Below are 17,797 nucleotides of genomic sequence, written 5' to 3'. Positions count from 1 at the left end.
GCAAAACAAAACGCCAGCAAAAAATTGCTGACTAAATGTCCCGACCCTCACACGGGGGTGCAAGAAATCGAGAACCAAAAAATTTGGCACTGACATTCATCGACACACTATTGAGTTCTCAAAGAACACACGCACACACATCCGAACCGGATTTTCTCTCCGGAGTTTCAGTGCGGCTGTTCATCCAGCATAGCTCATCGGCTTCCTGGATTCCAAATCGCCAGGCGGAGCTCGTCCTACCTCGTTTCCCAGGCCCTAGGGGCTCCGGGTCGGTGTCCGTGTCGCTCTGACGGGTTAAAAGTTACGTCGCTCGCTGCACGATGTCAAATCGGCTGGTCAGGAACGTTTTTCGACCACTACGCGCTGGACCGCGCCGCCGAGCTCCTGCAACTGCTCGACGAACCGCGGGTAGCCGCGGTCGATGTGGAAGACGTCGTGCACCTCGGTGGTGCCGTCGGCCACCAGACCGGCCAGCACCAGACCGGCGCCGGCCCTGATGTCCGAGGACCAGACCGGGGCGCTGGAGAGCCGCGGGATTCCGCGCACGACGGCGTGGTGCCCATCGGTCCTGGCATCGGCGCCGAGGCGGATCATCTCCTCCACGAAGCGGAACCTGGCCTCGAAGATGTTCTCGGTGATCATCGAGGTGCCGTCCGCCACCGCGGCCAGGCCGATGGCCATGGGCTGCAGATCGGTCGGGAAACCGGGGAACGGCAGCGTGGAGAAGTTCACCGCGCGCGGCCGCTCCGGCTGGACCACGCGGAAGCCGTTGGGCTCGAAGGAGATTCGCGAGCCGGCCGAACGCAGCTTGTCCAGCACCAGGGAGAGGTGCTTGGGGTTGACCCCGGTGACCCGGACGTCGCCCTGCGTCATGGCGGCGGCGATGCCCCAGGTGGCCGCGACGATCCGGTCGCCGATCACCCGGTGCGTGGTCGGCGCGAGCCGCTTCACGCCCTGGATGGTGAGCACCGAGGTGCCCGCCCCGCTGATCCGGGCGCCCATCCGGCTGAGCATGGTGCAGAGATCGACGATGTCCGGCTCGCGGGCGGCGTTGTCGAGCACCGTCTCGCCCTCGGCGAGCACCGCCGCCATCAGGATGTTCTCGGTGGCGCCGACCGAGGGGAAGTCGAGCCGGATCCGGGCGCCCTGCAGCTCGTCGGCCCTGGCGACCACGCAGCCGTGCTCGATCTCGCTGGTTGCGCCGAGCAGCCGGAGCCCGGCCTGGTGCATGTCCAGCGGCCGGGAGCCGATGGCGTCGCCGCCGGGCAGCGCGACCACCGCCCGCTTGCACCGCGCCATGAGCGGGCCGAGCACGCACACCGAGGCGCGGAACTGGGTGACCGCGGGGAAGTCGGCGTGGTACTTGGGCTCGGCAGGGGTGTCGATGCTGACCGAGGAGCCGTCGATCGTCACCTCGCAGCCGAGGCCGCGGAGTACCTCGGCCATCAGCGGGACGTCGAGGATGTCGGGGATGTTGGTGATGGTGGTGGTGCCCTCGGCGAGCAGGGCGGCTGCCATCAGCTTGAGGACGCTGTTCTTCGCGCCCCCCACCTCGACCTCGCCGACCAGGCGATTACCGCCCGTGACCAGAAACCGTTCCATGCCGCCTCTCCGCATTGTCGGCGCACCGTTGGATGCAAGGATAGTTGCGACGCGGGCCCTCGGTGGGCTGCCCGCGCAGGTTGCCGATATCCGGTCTCACCCGGTTCGTCGGCTCAGGCGCCAAGACCGTCCGCCGCGGCGTCGGTCGCCGCCGTTCGGTCGGCGTCCCGGCCGCCGCCCGGCTGCCAGAGCACATCGCCGCCCGGGTTGGCGACCCTGGACAGGATGAAGAGCAGGTCCGACAGCCGGTTCAGGTACTTGGCGGGCAGCACCGAGGTGTCGTCGGGGTGTGCCTCGATCGCCGCCCAGGCCGAGCGCTCGGCCCGCCTGGCCACCGTGCGCGCGGTGTGCAGCAGCGCGGCCAGCGGGGTGCCGCCGGGCAGGATGAACGAATTCAGCGGCGCGAGTTCGGCATTGAACTCGTCGCACCAGGCTTCGAGCCGCTCGATGTAGGGCTCGGTGATCCGCAGTGGCGGGTACTTCGGCTCGGCGACCACCGGGGTGGACAGATCGGCGCCCGCGTCGAAGAGGTCGTTCTGGATGCCGCGCAGCACCTCGGCGATCGCGGGCGGCGGCGCCCCGAGCGCGAGCGCGACCCCGAGCGCGGCATTGGTCTCGTCGCAGTCGGCGTAGGCGGCGAGCCGCGGGTCGTTCTTGGAGACCCGGGAGAAATCGCTCAGCCCGGTGCTGCCGTCGTCGCCGGTGCGGGTGTAGATCCGGGTGAGGTGCACGTTCATGTCATCTGCCTTGCATGCGGCGGGAGCGGTCCGACGGGCGCGATTCCACCCAGGAGAGGAAGGCGGTGAGCGAGTTGCGGTCGAGCGCCAGCTCGAACTCGCCCTCCTTGTCCGCCACCGCGATCACCACGATGTCGTCGGTCATGATGTCGAACTCGTCGCCGCGCGGGCCGCGGCGGTCACCGATCTCGATACCGAGCCGGGTGATCACCGAATCCGGCCCGAGTTTCAGACTGGTGAGTTTGTAGAAGACGAGGCGATCCTCGTCGTAGCGGATCAGGCCGTGCCGCCAGCCCGACCCGCCGCGGGCGGGCAGCACCCGCAGGATCGCGGCGGTTCCGCCGCGCCGCAACATGATCAGGCGATAGCTGGAGGCGAGGGCGAGACAGACGAGCAGCAACACCAGAATGATCAACAGAATCATCCCGGTTCCCAATGCTGTGGTCCTCTCGCTCGCACCGCCGATTCGCGGGTCCCTCGCCGCCATTCAATCACGAGCCGGAAGTGCCGGAATCCCGGGTCACCCGGCCGAAGCGGAACATCCCCTGAACAACCGCGGAAACGCCACTGTCGGCGGCGAGAATTTCTCGCCGCCGACAGTGGGGGGTTCGCTGCGCGGAGTCAGGAATCGGCGTTGCGCTCGTAGGCGCGCACCCGGCCCTGTGCGATCCGCACCTCGTCCTCGGAGGCCGACGAATCGGAGAGCACGCCGCGGGCGGCCTCCACGTCGACCTCGCCCGCCAGCTCCGCCGATTCGGCGAGCACGCGGACCGTGTTGGCGGTCACCGAGAAGAAGCCGCCGTGCACCGCCGCGACGATGCGCTCGCCGTCGACGGGCACGATGCTCACGGTGCCGCCCTCGACCAGCTGGCCGAGCAGCGGCTCGTGGCCCGGCATGATGCCGATCTGGCCCTCGGTGGTCTGCGCACTGACGAAGGACGCCGTGCCTGACCAGAGCCGCCGCTCGACGGCGACCAGGTCCACCGACATTTCAGCCATCGTGGACTACTTCCCGGCGATCCGCTTGGCGGCCGCCTCGACGTCGTCGAGCCCGCCGCAGGAGTTGAACGCCTGCTCCGGCAGGTGGTCGAACTCACCCTTGGTGACCCGCTCGAAGTCCTCGATGGTCTGCTCCAGCGGAACCACCGAACCCGGCTGACCGGTGAACTTCTCGGCCACGATGAAGTTCTGGCCGAGGAACTTCTCCAGCCGGCGGGCCCGGCCGACGAGGACCTTGTCCTCCTCGGAGAGCTCGTCCATGCCGAGGATGGCGATGATGTCCTGCAGCTCCTTGTACTTCTGCAGGATCCGCTTCACCTCGTTGGCCACCGCGAAGTGCCGCTCACCGAGGATCGACGCCTCCAGGATCCGCGACGTGGAGGTCAGCGGGTCGACGGCGGGGTAGATGCCCTTCTGCGAGATCGGGCGGGAGAGCTCGGTCGTCGCGTCCAGGTGGGCGAAGGTGGTGGCCGGGGCCGGGTCGGTGTAGTCGTCCGCGGGCACGTAGATCGCCTGCAGCGAGGTGATCGAGCGGCCGCGGGTCGAGGTGATCCGCTCCTGCAGCTCGCCCATCTCGTCCGCCAGGGTCGGCTGGTAGCCGACGGCCGACGGCATCCGGCCGAGCAGCGTGGAGACCTCGGAGCCGGCCTGGGTGAAGCGGAAGATGTTGTCGACGAAGAGCAGCACGTCCTGGTGCTGCACATCGCGGAAGTACTCCGCCATGGTCAGCGCCGAGAGCGCGACGCGCATGCGGGTGCCCGGCGGCTCGTCCATCTGGCCGAAGACGAGCGCGGTGTCCTGGAGGACGCCCATCTCCTCCATCTCCAGGCGGAGGTCGGTGCCCTCGCGGGTGCGCTCGCCGACGCCGGCGAACACCGAGGTGCCGGAGAACTCCCGCGCGATACGGGTGATCATCTCCTGGATCAGCACGGTCTTGCCGACGCCCGCGCCGCCGAAGAGGCCGATCTTGCCGCCCTTCACGTACGGGGTCAGCAGGTCGATGACCTTGATGCCGGTTTCCAGGATCTCGGTCTTGCCCTCGAGCTGGTCGAAGCTCGGCGGCTTGCGGTGGATGCCCCACTGCTCGCCGTCGCGGCCGAGGCCGGGGCTGTCCAGGCACTCGCCGAGGGCGTTGAAGACGTGGCCCTTGACGATGTCACCGACCGGCACCGAGATCGGCTTGCCGGAGTCGGTCACGGTGGTGCCGCGGACCAGGCCGTCGGTCGGCTCCATCGAGATGGTGCGCACGATGTTGTCGCCGAGGTGCTGGGCGACCTCGAGGGTGAGCGTCTTGGCCACCGCGGTGAGGGTGATCTCGGCGTTCAGGGCATTGAAGAGCTCGGGGATCGCGCCGCGCGGGAACTCCACGTCCACGACGGGGCCGATGACCCGGACGACGCGGCCTGCGGCGCCACCGGTCCGGCTCGTGTTGTCTTGGGTGACAGCTGCGGTCATTGGTTGGTTCTCTTCCTGATGTCGATGTGCTCAGTCGCGGTCCGAGCTGGCCGCCAGGGCGTTGACGCCGCCGACGATCTCGCTGATTTCCTGCGTGATCTGGGCCTGACGCACCGAGTTGGCCTGCCGGGACAGCACGCTCGCCAGTTCGTTGGCATTGTCGGTGGCGGCCTTCATCGCGGTGCGCCGAGCCGCGGACTCGGATGCCGCCGCGTCGAGCAACGACGCGTAGATACGCGTGTTGACGTACTTGGGCAGCAGCGCCGCCAGCAGTACGTCGGCGTCGGGCTCGAACTCGTACTGCGCCGTCACCTGATCGGCGTTCGGCGAGTCGCTGAGGCTGTCCTCGCCCATTTCGATGCGCTCGTCGACGAAGCTCACCTGGATCGGCGCCAGCCTGCGGACCTCGGGGGCCTGCGTCAGCATGGAGACGAACCGGGTGTAGACGATGTGCAGCTCGTCGACGCCCTCGATGTCACCGGTGCCGTCCGGCGCCGCGACGGTGCCCGCCGAACCGGCCATGAAGGCCTCCACCAGGTGCCTGCACGCGGGCGAGGCATCGGTGTACTTCGGCTGCTGCGAGAACCCGGTCCAGTACGCGACCACCTCGCGGTTACGGAAGGTGTAGTACGTCAGGCCCTTGTTGCCCATGACGTACAGCACCGGCTCCTTGCCCTCACCGCGCAGCGTGGTGATCAGCTCCTCGGCGCGCTTGAGCACGTTCGAGTTGTAGCCACCCGCCATGCCGCTGTCGCTGGTGACGACCAGGATGGCGGCGCGGCGCGGGTTCTCCCGCTCGCTGAGCAGCGGGTGCGTCAGGTTCTTCGACGCGCTCGCCAGCTCGCCGAGCACCTTGGTGATCTCCTCGGCGTACGGCTTGGCGGCCGCGACGCGAGCCTGGGCCTTGGAGATGCGCGAGGTCGCGATCAGCTCCTGGGCCTTGGTGATCTTCTTGATCGAGTTCACGCCACGGATGCGGGAGCGCAGTTCACGCAAGCTGGGCATCGCTGATCACACTCCCTTCGTTCCCGTGGTCGGGCTGCCGGTCACTTGTCGAGCGTCTTGCGGGTGACCGACAGCGACTCGACCTCTTCGTGGCCCAGCTCGCCCGCGTCGGCCTCGTTCACCACGCGGCTGCCGTCGGAGGCGAGGAAGCCCTGCTTGAAGTTGTCCGTCGCGGTCTTGATGGCCTCGGCGGCGTCGCCCTGCAGCACCTTGCCGCCCGCGATCGACTCGAACGCCTCGGGCGCGCTGCTGTGCAGGTCGGCCAGCAGATCCCGGGTGAAGCGGCGGACGTCGCCCACCGGCACCGTGTCGTAGTAGCCGGCGTCGACCAGGTAGATCGAGACGATCTGGTCCTCGACCGCGACCGGGGAGTACTGGTCCTGCTTGAGCAGCTCGGTCCAGCGCGCGCCGCGCTCCAGCTGGGCCAGCGAGGCGGCGTCCAGGTCGGAGGCGAAGGCGGAGAACGCCTCCAGCTCGCGGTACTGGGCCAGCTCCAGGCGCAGCGAGCCCGCGACCTTCTTCATGCCCTTGGTCTGGGCCGCGCCACCGACGCGGGAGACCGAGGTGCCGACGTTGATCGCGGGGCGGACGCCCTTGTTGAACAGGTCGGACTCCAGGAAGACCTGGCCGTCGGTGATCGAGATGACGTTGGTCGGGATGAAGGCCGAGATGTCGTTGGCCTTGGTCTCGATGATCGGCAGCCCGGTCATCGAGCCCGCGCCCAGCTCGTCGGAGAGCTTGGCGCAGCGCTCCAGCAGCCGGGAGTGCAGGTAGAAGACGTCACCCGGGTACGCCTCGCGGCCCGGCGGGCGGCGCAGCAGCAGCGAGATGGCGCGGTAGGCCTCGGCCTGCTTGGTCAGGTCGTCGAAGACGATCAGGACGTGCTTGCCCTGGTACATCCAGTGCTGGCCGATGGCCGAGCCGGTGTACGGGGCCAGCCACTTGAAGCCGGCCGAGTCCGAGGCGGGGGCCGCCACGATGGTGGTGTACTCCAGCGCGCCGTGCTCTTCCAGAGCGGTCTTCACACCGGCGATGGTGGAGCCCTTCTGGCCGATCGCGACGTAGATGCAGCGGACCTGCTTGGCCGGGTCGCCGGTCTCCCAGTTCGCCTTCTGGTTCAGGATCGCGTCGATCGCGACCGCGGTCTTGCCGGTCTTGCGGTCGCCGATGATCAGCTGGCGCTGACCGCGGCCGATCGCGGTCAGGGCGTCGATGGCGGTGAGGCCGGTGGCCAGCGGCTCCTCGACCGGCTGGCGCTCCAGCACGGACGCGGCCTGCAGCTCCAGCACGCGCTGCTCGTCGGCCTCGATGTCGCCGAGGCCGTCGATGGGCTGACCGAGCGGGTTCACCACGCGGCCGAGGAACTTGTCGCCGACCGGGACCGAGAGCACGTTGCCGGTGCGCCGGACCTCCTGGCCCTCCTCGATGTTCGCGTACTCACCGAGGATGACCGCACCGATCTCGCGGTCCTCCAGGTTCAGCGCCACGCCGAGCACGCCGCCGGGGAACTCGAGCAGCTCGTTCGACATCGCCGAGGGCAGGCCGCTGACATGCGCGATGCCGTCGCTGGTGTCGGTGACGACACCCACTTCTTCGATGGAGGTCTCGGGGGTGTAACTCTGGGTGTAGCTCTCGATCGCGTTACGGATCTCGTCGGTGGAGATCGTCAGCTCCGCCATGTTCTTCCTGCTCTCGCTGTCTGGTCTCGAATGTCGGGGGGTGGGCGCGCCTAGGCCAGCGCCCGGCGCAGCCGCTCCAGTCGGCCGGTGGCACTGCCGTCGATCACGTCGTCGCCGATGTGCACGACCAGGCCGCTGAGCAAGCTCGCGTCGACCTGCACGTGCACGGTGACCGGCTTGCCGTAGATGCGCTGCAGTGAACCGGCCAGCCGGTCGCGCTGCTGCTCGGTCAGCTCGACCGCCGCACGCACATGGGCGACGATCTGCTCGCGCCGCGCCGCCGCCAGCGACGACAGGTCGTCGAAGGCCGCGCCGAGCGATCCGCGCTGCCGGGAGACAACCTGCTCCGCGAGGGTCAGGGTGATGCTCTCGGTCTTGCCGGTGAGCAGCCGGTCGAGCAGGTCGCGCTTGGCCTGCGCGGGCTTGCTCCGGTCCGAGAGCGCCTGCTCCAGCTCCGGGTTGTCGGCGATGATCCGGCCGAGCCGGAACAGCTCGTCCTCGACCGCGTCCAGCCGGGCGCTGTCCGACGCGGAGGCGAGCAACGCCTCCTGGCCGAGCAGGACCAGGGTGTCGACCAGGTCGGCGGTGCGCGACCAGTGCTGGGCCACCGCGGTGGTCAGCACCGCCACCGTGGCGGGGCTGACCTTGCCGCCGAAGATCCGCTCGCTGAGCTCGGCTCGCGCCGAGCCGGGCACCGACACGTCCGCGAGCGCCACACGCAGCGAACGCTGGTCGTCCAGCACGGAGACAACGGCGAACAGTTCCGACCCCGTGGTGGCGGCTGCGCTGTCACTTCCGGTCAGCGCGGCCCGAAGCGCCTCCCTCGATCGGGAGCTGGCCTCTCGGCTCGCTGCGTACATGCTTCTCACTTTCGCGTCGCTACCTTCCGACCCCGATGCCGGCATCCGACTGGTCGAGCTCGTTCAGGAACCGGTCGATCGACGCGGCCTGCTTGGCCTCGTCGGACACCGACTGACCGATGATCTTCTCGGCCAGGTCGACGGCGGTGCGGCCGACCTCGGAGCGCAGCTCGGTCAGGATCTGCTGGCGCTGGGCTTCCAGCTGGGCGTGGCCGGAGGCGACGATGCGGTCGCTCTCGGCCTGGGCCTCCGCGCGCAGCTGCGCGAGGATCTGCTGACCCTGGGTGCGCGCCTCCTCGCGGATGCGGGCGGCGTCGGTGCGGGCGTCGGTCAGCTGCTGCTGGTACTGCTGCAGCGTCTGCTTGGCCTCTTCCTGCGCGGCCTCGGCACGCGCGATGCCACCCTCGATCTTGTCCGTGCGCTCGTCGAGCACCTTGGTCAGCCGCGGGATGACGTACTTGTAGAAGACGAACCCGATGATGGCCACGCAGACGATCGACCAGACGATGTCGTAGGTCGCGGGGAGGAGAGGATTCACATCCTCGCCCTCGGTCGCTGCGAATACGGCGTAGGCGTTCATCGGAATCAGAAGATGAAGCCGGCCACGAGGCCGATCAGGGCCAGCGCCTCGGTGAACGCGATGCCGAGGAACATGTTGGTCCGGATGGTGCCCTGCAGCTCGGGCTGGCGAGCGATGCCCTCGATCGCCTTACCGACGACGATGCCGACGCCGATGCCCGGGCCGATGGCGGCCAGACCGTAACCGACGGCGCCGAGGCCACGGAAAGTCGATTCGGTGTTGGCAGCTTCCTGGGCCAGGTACGAGAGGCTCATGAGTCTTCCATTCCCTTTCTGTTGCTCACCCGCCGGTCGGCTGGGTGCAGCAGGTATGCGGTATGCGGTAATGCGGTCAGTGAGAATCGGCGTGCTGCGCGAGGCTGATGTACACCGCGGTCAGCAGTGCGAACACGTAGGCCTGCAGGAAGACGACCAGCAACTCGAACAGGGTGAACCCGATTCCCGCGAGCAGCGAGAAGGGCGAGAACACCTTCATCCAGGACGTGGCGTCGAACAGGAAGTACCAGGTGGCGCTGAAGAACAGCACCAGCATGATGTGCCCGGCCAGCATGTTGGCCATGAGTCGGACGGTCAGCGTGAACGGCCGCAGGATGAACGTCGAGACGAATTCGATCGGAATCAGCAGCAGGTGCAGCGCGGGCGGGACGTTCGGCACCACGATGCTGCTGCGCATGTACTTCAGGAAGCCGTACTTTTTGATGCCCACGTAGTTGAACGTGATGTACGCGATGGCTGCCAGCACGATCGGCATGCCGATTCGCGCGTTCGACGAGATGTTCAGGCCCGGGATGATGCCGGAGAAGTTCAGGAAGAGAACCGTGAAGAAGATGGTCGCGATCAGCGGCAGGAATTTGCGGCCGCTCTCCTTGCCGAGCACTTCTTCGGCGATCTGCTCCTTGACGAAGACCACCGCGGTCTCACCGATGTTCTGCAGGCCGCGCGGCACCAGCCGCGGATTGCGGAAAGCCAACAGCAGGAACGCGACCAGCACCGCCGTCATCAGCAGCCGGACCAGCATCAGTCGATCGAGTTCGAACGGGGTTCCCTCGAACAGCAGCGCCGGAGGGAAGAAGTCGGTTAGCGATGGCGCGTGGAATTCCGCGGCCAAAGTGGTGACGCTCAGCGTTCTCTCCCGTGTTCGGGCCGCGGGTTCTCTCGTATCCGCGGTTCGATCGGACATTGACGATCATGGTGGTCGACTCAGGTCGGCGCGAGGTCGTCAGCAGCTGAGCGGGATTCCGCGTTGGCGTCTGTACGTGTGTCGGCGACATTCGTCGACATGCAGAACCGGAGCCTCCCGGCCCGGTACGGCAGTAAGCATAGCGGCCGGTTGGGGACCTTCCGGTACCACCCGCACGGTCGCTTGCTTACCTTTACTTTACCAAGTTGTCTACGACAGTGTGTAGGTGGGGCGTATTCAGCTCTGACCAGCGGTTTCGCCCGCATTTCCGGCGGGCGGATCGACGGAGGGGACCTTCGTGCTGACGACGCCGTAGGTCTCCGCGCCGAGCACGATGAGCAAGGCGGCGACGACGGTCAAGAACAGCGCGACGGGATCGAAGAAATCGAAGCGGCGCAGCACCCCGACCACGACGAGGGCGAGCAGCAGCTTCCCGGCCCAGCTCGCCAGGATCACCAGCTGGGCGGTGCTCGGCTCCAGCTTGCCGGTGAACAGCACCATGACCGCGGTGGCCAGGATGAACCCGCCGCCGATGGACGAGCCGAGCAGCGCGCCCCAGAGCCCGGCGGTGCCCGCGAGCGCGGTGGCCAGCGCCACCGACAGCACCAGCAGCGCACCGAGGCCGATCACCCCGTACCGCAGCGCGGCGCGCATCGGCGCGTCGGGACCTGGTTCGGTGCGGGGCGCGGAAGTCACGGGGGCGACTCTACCGAAGGCGGGTCAGTGCTCGGCCCGCTGGCGCTGCCTTATGCCGGGCACGGCCGTCACCACCAGCGCGAACACCAGCCCGCCCGCCATCAGCAGCACGACGAGGCGGCGGTCCATCAGGGACGTGCCGACGGCGCCGAAGGCGAGCACGCCGACCCACAAATAGATGAGCAGCACCACCCGCCGGTGCGAGTGCCCGATCTCGAGCAACCGGTGGTGCAGGTGCATCTTGTCCGGGGTGGAGAAGCTGACCCCGGCGCGCACCCGGCGCAGGATGGCGAGCAGCAGGTCGAGCACCGGAATGAACATGACCGCACCGACCAGCAGCAGCGGCGAGAGCAGGCCGACGAAGTCGCGCGGGCCGTACCCGGTGAGCGGGATCCGGCCGGAGGCGCCGGTGGAGACGGCGGCCAGCATCAGCCCGATCAGCATGGAGCCCGAGTCGCCCATGAAGATCTTGGCCGGCTGGAAATTGTGCGGAAGGAAGCCGAGGCAGCCGCCGGCCAGCGCGGCCGCGAGCAGCGCGGGCGGGTAGGTGTTCACGTCGCCGCCCTGCTCGTAGAGCAGCCCGACGGAGAACACGAAGACGGCGACGGCGCAGATCAGCCCGAGCCCGGCGGCGAGACCGTCCAGCCCGTCGACGAAGTTCATCGCATTGATCAGGGTGACGCTGACCGCGACGGTCACCAGCCCGCCCTGCAGCGCGTCCAGCACGACGGTGGTGTTGCCGAACGGGTTGTAGACCACATACCAGCTCAGCCCCATCACGGCCATCACCCCGGCCGCGGTGACCTGGCCGGCGAACTTGGTCAGCGCGTCCAGCCCCCAGCGGTCGTCGACGATACCGACGACGACGATGATGGTCGCCGCGACCAGCACCGCGGGAATGTCCGGCGCGTAGTCGAAACCGCGTCGGAGCGCGGGCAACTGGTGTGCGAAGAGCACCGCGGCCACGACGCCGATGTACATGCCGACGCCGCCCATCCGCGGGATCGGCTTGATGTGCACGTCGCGGTCGCGCGGAACGGCGACCGCGCCGAAGGCGATCGCCAGCACCCGGATGCCGCCGGTGGCGAGGAAGGTGACGGTGGCGGAGACGAGCAGCACGAGCACGAGCTCGCGCAGGGGGACAACAGCGCCCGAACCGATCATCGGTGAGTTCGAACCCCCGGCTACCGGGAGACGGGGCTGCCGAGCGCCTCCGGCGACATGCCGAGCACCTCGGCGATATCGGCCACGGAGACGGCGCCCTCGCGCAGCACGCGCGGCTGGTCGGCGGTCAGGTCGACGATGGTGGAGGCCACCGCGTGGTCGGCGGGGCCGCCGTCCAGGTACACCCCGATCAGCTCGCCGAGCTGCTCGCGGGCCTGCGCGGCGGTGGTGGCCGGCGGCTGCCCCGAGACGTTGGCGCTGGAGACCGCGAGCGGCCCGATCTCGCGCAGCAGCTCCAGCGCCACCGGGTGCAGCGGCATCCGCAGCATGACGGTGCCTCGGGTGTCGCCGAGATCCCAGGCCAGCGACGGCGCCTGCTGCACCACCAGGCTGAGCCCGCCCGGCCAGAAGGCCTGGATCAGCTCGCGCGCCTGCGGGCGGACCGAGAAGACCAGGCCGTCGATGGTGTTCCAGGAGCCGACGAGCACCGGCACCGGCATGTCGCGCCCGCGCCGCTTGGCGGCGAGCAGGGCGGCGACGGCCGAGGAGTCGAAGGCGTCGGCGGCGAGGCCGTAGAGGGTGTCGGTCGGCAGCACGACCAGGCGCCCGGATTTCAGCGCGCTGGTCGCCGCGGTCAGCCCGGCCGCGCGCGAATCGGGATCCGCGCAGTCGTAGACGGTACTCACGGACCCCATCCTGTCACGCGCCTTCCGCCCGGCTCAGCCACGGGTCGCGGTGACGAAGCGGGGGCGGTCCGCGAGGTCGCGGTGCTCGGTGGTCGCGGTGTAACCGGCGGCGGTGAACAGCGCCGCGACCTGCGCGCCGTGCGAATCGTCGTGCTCGACGCCCGCCGCGGCGCCCGGGCGGAGCAGGCGGGTGATCGTGGGCAGCATGGCGCGGATGACGCGGAGGCCGTCCGCGCCGCCGAACAGGGCGAGCGGCGGATCGTGTTCGGCCACTTCGGGATCGAGTTCGGCGTCGTCGGGCACGTAGGGCGGGTTGGCGACCAGCAGGTCGACCCGGTCGTTCAGCTCGGTGAGGGTGTCGGCGGCGGTGACGTCGCCCGCGTACAGCGTGATCGGGGTGTCGCCCGCGGCGGCCGTGGCATCGGCGTTGCGCCGGGCCCAGGTGAGCGCGGCGGGGTCCAGTTCGACCGCGTGCACGGCGGCGTCCGGGCGGGCGTTGGCCAGGGCAAGGGCAAGGGCGCCGGAGCCGGTGCAGAGGTCGACGATCGTCGGGGCGTGCACGGATTCCAGCTGGGCCAGGGCCCAGGCGAAGAGCAGTTCGGTCTCCGGGCGGGGGACGAAGACGCCGGGGCCGACGGCGAGGTCGATGCGGCCCATGGGGGCCGTGCCGGTGAGGTGCTGCAGCGGAATGCGGCGCGCGCGCCGCTCGACCAGCTCGCGGTAGCGCTCGACCTGCTCGGGTTCGAGCAGGGGCGCCAGTGCGAGCCGCGAGCGCTCGATTCCGAGCACGTGCGCGGCCAGCGACTCCGCGTCGAAACGCGGACTCGGCACCCCGGCATCGGCGAGCCGCTCGGTGGCGGCCTTGGTCTCGGTACGGAGGGGAACGCGGCTCACGCCGCCACTCTGCCGCACCCGGACCCACCGCCCTTCGACCGGGGCCGTGGCGTCCGGCATGCGGCGCCGCGGTTACTCCGCCGCCATCCGCGCTTCGCGATCCGCCTTGCCGAGGGCATCCAGAACGGCGTCGAGCTCACCGTCGAGGACGGCGTCCAGGTTGTGCGCCTTGAAGCCGATGCGGTGATCGGTGATCCGGTTCTCCGGGAAGTTGTAGGTGCGGATCCGCTCGGAGCGGTCCACCGTGCGGATCTGCGCCGCCCGCCCTGCGGCCGACTCCTGCTCCGCCTGCTCCTCGGCCAGCGCCTGCAGCCTGGCCGCGAGCACCTGCATGGCGCGCGCCTTGTTCTGCAGCTGCGAACGCTCGTTCTGGCAGGTCACCACGATGCCGGTGGGCAGGTGGGTGAGGCGGACCGCGGAGTCGGTGGTGTTGACCCCCTGGCCGCCCTTGCCGGAGGAGCGGTAGACGTCGACCCGCAGGTCGGTCTCGTCGATCTGCACCTGCTCGACCTCGTCCGGCTCCGGGTAGATCAGCACGCCGGCGGCCGAGGTGTGGATCCGGCCCTGCGATTCGGTGACCGGCACCCGCTGCACCCGGTGCACCCCGCCCTCGAACTTGAGCCGCGACCACACACCGTCGCGCGCCGGGTCCCTGCTCTTGATCGACAGCGTGGCGTCCTTGTAGCCGCCCAGATCGGACGGGGTGGCGTCGAGCACCTCGACCCGCCAGCCGTGCCGCTCGGCGTAGCGCAGGTACATCCGGGCCAGGTCGGAGGCGAAGAGCGCGGACTCCTCGCCGCCCTCCCCCGACTTGAGCTCGAGGACCACGTCGTCGCCGTCGTGCGGGTCGCGCGGGGCGAGCAGGTCGGCGAGCGTGCGCTCCAGCTCCTCCACCTGCGCGCGCAGCTCGGGCACCTCGGCGGCGAAGGAGGCGTCGTCGGCGGCCAGCTCCTCGGCGGCCCCCAGGTCGTCGCGGGCGGCCGTCAGCTTGCGGTAGGTGCTCATGACCGGCGCCAGCTCGGCGAAGCGCTTGCCCACGCGGCGCGCGGCGCCCGGGTCGTTGTGCAGCGCCGGATCGGAAAGCCGGCTCTCCAGCCCCGCGTGCTCGGCCAGGATGTCGTCGATCGCGGACGGTTGCGTCACGGTGCTTCCTTCATCGAATCGGGTGCCCACAAAACACCGACGCCCGGCCTGCTCGCGCAGGGCCGGGCGTCGGAGTGATCGCTAGTTGGCGTCGGCTTCGGCATCCGCCTTCTTGCCCGCGCGCTTGCCGTAGCGGGCCTCGAAGCGGGCCACGCGGCCGCCGGTGTCCAGGATCTTCTGCTTGCCGGTGTAGAAGGGGTGGCACTGCGAGCAGACCTCGACGTTGATCTGCCCCGACTCCTTGGTGCTCTTGGTCTGGAAGGTGTTACCGCAACCGCAGACGACGGTGGTGTCGACGTAGGTGGGGTGGATTCCTGCCTTCATGGGTGTCCTCTCGAAATGGTCGCCGGGTCGCCGACGAGCGTCGACGTGAACCGGAACCGACTAGGCGGGAGCCCTGCTCGAGCGAGCAGGCGCAACAGCCGCTCAGTATGCCAGAGCAGCCCTTACGCTCCCAAAACGCCTCCGGCAGGCAGTTCATTCCCGGCAGTCGGGTAGTGCGCTACTCGGGACTTCGGTGCGGTGCGGCCCCTAGATTCGAACGGCGATGTCAGCCGCCGAATCCGAAGGAGGGAACGTGACCGTACGTGGCGCCGCCCTCGTTCTCGCGCTGCTCGCCGTCCTCGCGGCCGCGGGCGCGCTCGCACTGCCCGCGGAGGGGTACGAGACCGCGCCCGCCCCCGCGGTGCGGGTAGCCGAGGCCGCCGCGGTCCAGCCGGACCCCGGCCCCGCCGCCGTGATCACGGCCTTCCTGGTGGCGGGCGCCGCCGGGATCGGGGCGCTCTTCTTCGCCCCGCCCGGAGACCGCGAACGGGGGCCCCGCCGCAGCGGAACCCCCGTCCGGGAACACGTCAGCTCACTCGTCGAGTGCGCCCGGCGCGGTCTTGCTCACCTGCATGAGGAACTCCAGGTTGTTCCTCGACTTCTTCAGGCGGTCGATCAGCAGGTCGATCGCCTGGTGCGAGTCCAGCCCGGAGAGCACGCGGCGCAGCTTGTGCAGCACGGCCGCCTCGTCGGGGCTCAGCAGTAGCTCGTCCTTGCGGGTGCCGGACGGGTTGACGTCGACCGCGGGGAACACCCGGCGCTCGGCGATCTTCCGGTCCAGCTTGAGCTCGGCGTTGCCGGTGCCCTTGAACTCCTCGAAGATCACCGTGTCACCGGTCGAGCCGGTCTCCACCATGGCGGTGGCGATGATCGTGAGCGAGCCGCCGTTCTCGATGTTGCGCGCGGCGCCGAGGAAACGCTTCGGCGGGTAGAGCGCGGTCGAGTCGACACCGCCGGAGAGGATCCGGCCGGAGGCGGGCGAGGAGTTGTTGTAGGCGCGGCCGAGGCGGGTGATCGAGTCGAGCAGCACCACCACGTCCTTGCCCATCTCCACCAGGCGCTTGGCCCGCTCGATGGCGAGTTCGGCGACCGAGGTGTGATCGCTCGGCGGCCGGTCGAAGGTCGAGGCGATGACCTCGCCCTTCACCGAGCGCTGCATGTCGGTGACCTCTTCCGGACGCTCGTCGACCAGCACCACCATGAGGTAGCACTCGGGGTTGTTGGTCGCGATCGCGTTGGCGATGTCCTGCAGGATCGTGGTCTTGCCCGCCTTCGGCGGCGACACGATCAGCGCGCGCTGGCCCTTGCCGATCGGCATGATCATGTCGATCACCCGGGTGGTCAGCTTGTTCGGCTGGGTCTCCAGCCGGAGCCGCTGATTCGGGTAGAGCGGGGTCAGCTTGCCGAACTCGGGGCGCCGCTTGGCCGCCTCGACGTCGCCGCCGTTGACGGTGTCCAGCCGGACCAGCGGGTCGAACTTCTGCCGCTGGTTGGCCTGCTCGCCGTCGCGCGGCGCGCGGACCGCGCCGGTGATGGCGTCGCCGCGGCGCAGCCCGTTCTTGCGCACCAGGTTCATCGAGACGTAGACGTCGCTCTGCCCGGCCAGGTACCCGGAGGTGCGGACGAAGGCGTAGTTGTCCAGCACGTCCAGGATGCCCGCGACCGGCTGCAGTACGTCGTCGTCGCGCAGCTCCGGCTCGCGGGTCTCGCCGCCGAGGCCGCCGCCGGTGCCGCCGTCGCGGTCACGGCCGCGCCTGCGCTCCCGGAAGCGCCTGCCCCGCCTGCCGCCGCGGCCCTCGTCGTCGTCGCCACCGCGGTTGTCGTTGCCGCGATCGCCGCGGGCGTCGCCGCCACGGTTGTCGCCGCCACGGCTGTCGTTACGGCTGTCGCTCCGGGCGTCGCCGCCGCGGTTGTCGCCGCCACGGCTATCGTTGCGGTTCTCCCCGCCCCGGTTGTCCCCGCCACGGCTGTCGTTACGGCTGTCCCCGCCGCGGCTGTCGCTGCCCCGGTTCTCGCTGCCACGGCCGTTCTGGCCGCGGCGGCCGCGGTCGCCCTGGTCGCCGTCGGAATCCGCGCTGTTGCCGCGGGGCTCGCCCTGCGCCTCGCCACCGGAGCGCGCCTGGTCACGGCCGCGCCGCTGCCTGCCGCGGCCGCGCTGCGAGCCGTCCCGGCCGGAGTCGTCGCCGGAGTCGGCACCGTCGGCGTTCCTGCCGTCGGAGGCGTCGCCGTTGCGCGGCGTGTCGTTCTTCGGAGCATCGCTCCGGACCGCATCGGCCTTCGGCGCATCGCCCTGCGGCGCGTCGTTCTTGGGCGCGTCCGTCCGACCGGCATCCGCGGGCGTCTCCGCCTGCGGCGCGGCACCCTGGGGCGCCTGCACCGCGGGCGCGGCCGCCTCTGGCGCCGCGACCTCGGCCGGGGCGACGTCGAGCGTCGCCTGCACGGCCTTGCCCCGGCCCCGGCGCGGCTCGGCGGGAGCCTCGGCCGCGGGGTCGGCTGCCTGCGTCTTCTCGGACTTGGCGGACTTCTCGGCGCGGGCGGGCTTCTCGGCCTTCGGCGCCGGAGCGGATCCACCGGCCTGATTCGCCTTGATGGCGGCGATCAGATCTCCCTTGCGCATGCCCGAGGTGCCTCGGATACCGAGCTCCCCGGCCAGCGCGCGCAACTGCGGCAACAACATTCCAGTCAGCCCCGATCGTGCGACGTCGGTATTCTCGCTCAGAGTCGAAATCTGCCCGGAGTCACTTTCGCGGCCGCCCGGGGAGCTTGGGTTGGATTCCACCCCGGGTGTCGCGAG

The 17,797-nt window shown here is 69.7% G+C and carries 19 protein-coding genes; all 19 read right to left on the bottom strand.

All coding sequences use genetic code 11. The annotated features are described in order from the left end of the window. Positions 1 to 336: 336 nt before the first annotated feature. Positions 337 to 1,602, bottom strand: a complete 1,266-nt coding sequence (murA, locus tag ACFO0B_RS22725; RefSeq protein WP_378614554.1) for a UDP-N-acetylglucosamine 1-carboxyvinyltransferase — start codon at positions 1,600 to 1,602, stop codon at positions 337 to 339. 113 nt (positions 1,603 to 1,715) lie between these two features. Next, positions 1,716 to 2,339, bottom strand: a complete 624-nt coding sequence (locus tag ACFO0B_RS22720; protein WP_378614553.1) for a cob(I)yrinic acid a,c-diamide adenosyltransferase — start codon at positions 2,337 to 2,339, stop codon at positions 1,716 to 1,718. Between the two features lies 1 nt (position 2,340). Continuing rightward, on the bottom strand, positions 2,341 to 2,763 hold the full coding sequence (locus ACFO0B_RS22715) for a DUF2550 domain-containing protein (protein WP_378614552.1): 423 nt from the start codon (positions 2,761 to 2,763) through the stop codon (positions 2,341 to 2,343). Positions 2,764 to 2,960: 197 nt separating this feature from the next. Further along, the gene (locus ACFO0B_RS22710; RefSeq protein ID WP_378614551.1) at positions 2,961 to 3,338 is read right to left on the bottom strand and encodes a F0F1 ATP synthase subunit epsilon; all 378 of its coding nucleotides are present in this window, start codon (positions 3,336 to 3,338) and stop codon (positions 2,961 to 2,963) included. 6 nt (positions 3,339 to 3,344) lie between these two features. Further along, positions 3,345 to 4,793, bottom strand: coding sequence for a F0F1 ATP synthase subunit beta (atpD, locus tag ACFO0B_RS22705; RefSeq protein WP_233016287.1), 1,449 nt, complete (start codon positions 4,791 to 4,793; stop codon positions 3,345 to 3,347). 30 nt (positions 4,794 to 4,823) lie between these two features. Then, complete coding sequence (locus ACFO0B_RS22700; RefSeq protein ID WP_378614550.1) at positions 4,824 to 5,798, bottom strand: F0F1 ATP synthase subunit gamma; 975 nt, start codon at positions 5,796 to 5,798, stop codon at positions 4,824 to 4,826. A gap of 41 nt (positions 5,799 to 5,839) precedes the next feature. Next, positions 5,840 to 7,477: a F0F1 ATP synthase subunit alpha gene (atpA, locus tag ACFO0B_RS22695; RefSeq protein WP_378614549.1), complete on the bottom strand. Its 1,638-nt coding sequence runs from the start codon at positions 7,475 to 7,477 to the stop codon at positions 5,840 to 5,842. A gap of 50 nt (positions 7,478 to 7,527) precedes the next feature. Then, positions 7,528 to 8,337 (bottom strand): F0F1 ATP synthase subunit delta, encoded by an 810-nt coding sequence (locus tag ACFO0B_RS22690; RefSeq protein ID WP_378614548.1) that lies wholly within the window; start codon positions 8,335 to 8,337, stop codon positions 7,528 to 7,530. A 19-nt stretch (positions 8,338 to 8,356) separates the two neighbouring features. Further along, entirely contained in the window at positions 8,357 to 8,917 is a 561-nt protein-coding gene (locus ACFO0B_RS22685) for a F0F1 ATP synthase subunit B (protein ID WP_378614547.1), read from the bottom strand. A 5-nt stretch (positions 8,918 to 8,922) separates the two neighbouring features. Continuing rightward, positions 8,923 to 9,171 carry an ATP synthase F0 subunit C gene (locus tag ACFO0B_RS22680; protein ID WP_233016282.1) on the bottom strand — a complete coding sequence of 83 codons (249 nt, stop codon included), beginning with the start codon at positions 9,169 to 9,171 and terminating at the stop codon, positions 8,923 to 8,925. A gap of 76 nt (positions 9,172 to 9,247) precedes the next feature. Further along, positions 9,248 to 10,096, bottom strand: a complete 849-nt coding sequence (gene atpB, locus ACFO0B_RS22675; RefSeq protein ID WP_378614546.1) for a F0F1 ATP synthase subunit A — start codon at positions 10,094 to 10,096, stop codon at positions 9,248 to 9,250. 237 nt (positions 10,097 to 10,333) lie between these two features. After that, positions 10,334 to 10,750 (bottom strand): hypothetical protein, encoded by a 417-nt coding sequence (locus ACFO0B_RS22670; RefSeq protein WP_378614585.1) that lies wholly within the window; start codon positions 10,748 to 10,750, stop codon positions 10,334 to 10,336. Between the two features lie 66 nt (positions 10,751 to 10,816). Continuing rightward, entirely contained in the window at positions 10,817 to 11,956 is a 1,140-nt protein-coding gene (locus tag ACFO0B_RS22665; protein WP_378614545.1) for an MraY family glycosyltransferase, read from the bottom strand. A 20-nt stretch (positions 11,957 to 11,976) separates the two neighbouring features. After that, positions 11,977 to 12,642: an L-threonylcarbamoyladenylate synthase gene (locus ACFO0B_RS22660; RefSeq protein ID WP_233016279.1), complete on the bottom strand. Its 666-nt coding sequence runs from the start codon at positions 12,640 to 12,642 to the stop codon at positions 11,977 to 11,979. A gap of 33 nt (positions 12,643 to 12,675) precedes the next feature. Further along, a complete protein-coding gene (gene prmC / locus ACFO0B_RS22655; RefSeq protein WP_378614544.1) occupies positions 12,676 to 13,536 on the bottom strand; it encodes a peptide chain release factor N(5)-glutamine methyltransferase in 861 nt (286 codons plus the stop codon). Between the two features lie 72 nt (positions 13,537 to 13,608). Then, positions 13,609 to 14,679, bottom strand: a complete 1,071-nt coding sequence (gene prfA, locus ACFO0B_RS22650; RefSeq protein ID WP_378614543.1) for a peptide chain release factor 1 — start codon at positions 14,677 to 14,679, stop codon at positions 13,609 to 13,611. 81 nt (positions 14,680 to 14,760) lie between these two features. After that, positions 14,761 to 15,003 (bottom strand): 50S ribosomal protein L31, encoded by a 243-nt coding sequence (gene rpmE / locus ACFO0B_RS22645; protein ID WP_233016276.1) that lies wholly within the window; start codon positions 15,001 to 15,003, stop codon positions 14,761 to 14,763. A gap of 226 nt (positions 15,004 to 15,229) precedes the next feature. After that, the gene (locus tag ACFO0B_RS22640; RefSeq protein WP_378614542.1) at positions 15,230 to 15,529 is read right to left on the bottom strand and encodes a hypothetical protein; all 300 of its coding nucleotides are present in this window, start codon (positions 15,527 to 15,529) and stop codon (positions 15,230 to 15,232) included. 6 nt (positions 15,530 to 15,535) lie between these two features. After that, a complete protein-coding gene (gene rho / locus ACFO0B_RS22635; RefSeq protein ID WP_378614541.1) occupies positions 15,536 to 17,680 on the bottom strand; it encodes a transcription termination factor Rho in 2,145 nt (714 codons plus the stop codon). Between the last annotated feature and the right edge of the window lie 117 nt (positions 17,681 to 17,797).

This window comes from Nocardia jiangsuensis, from assembly GCF_042650385.1.
Classification (GTDB): domain Bacteria; phylum Actinomycetota; class Actinomycetes; order Mycobacteriales; family Mycobacteriaceae; genus Nocardia; species Nocardia jiangsuensis.
Note: the sequence above shows the minus strand (reverse complement) of the source record. Positions and strands in the feature narration are given on the sequence as shown.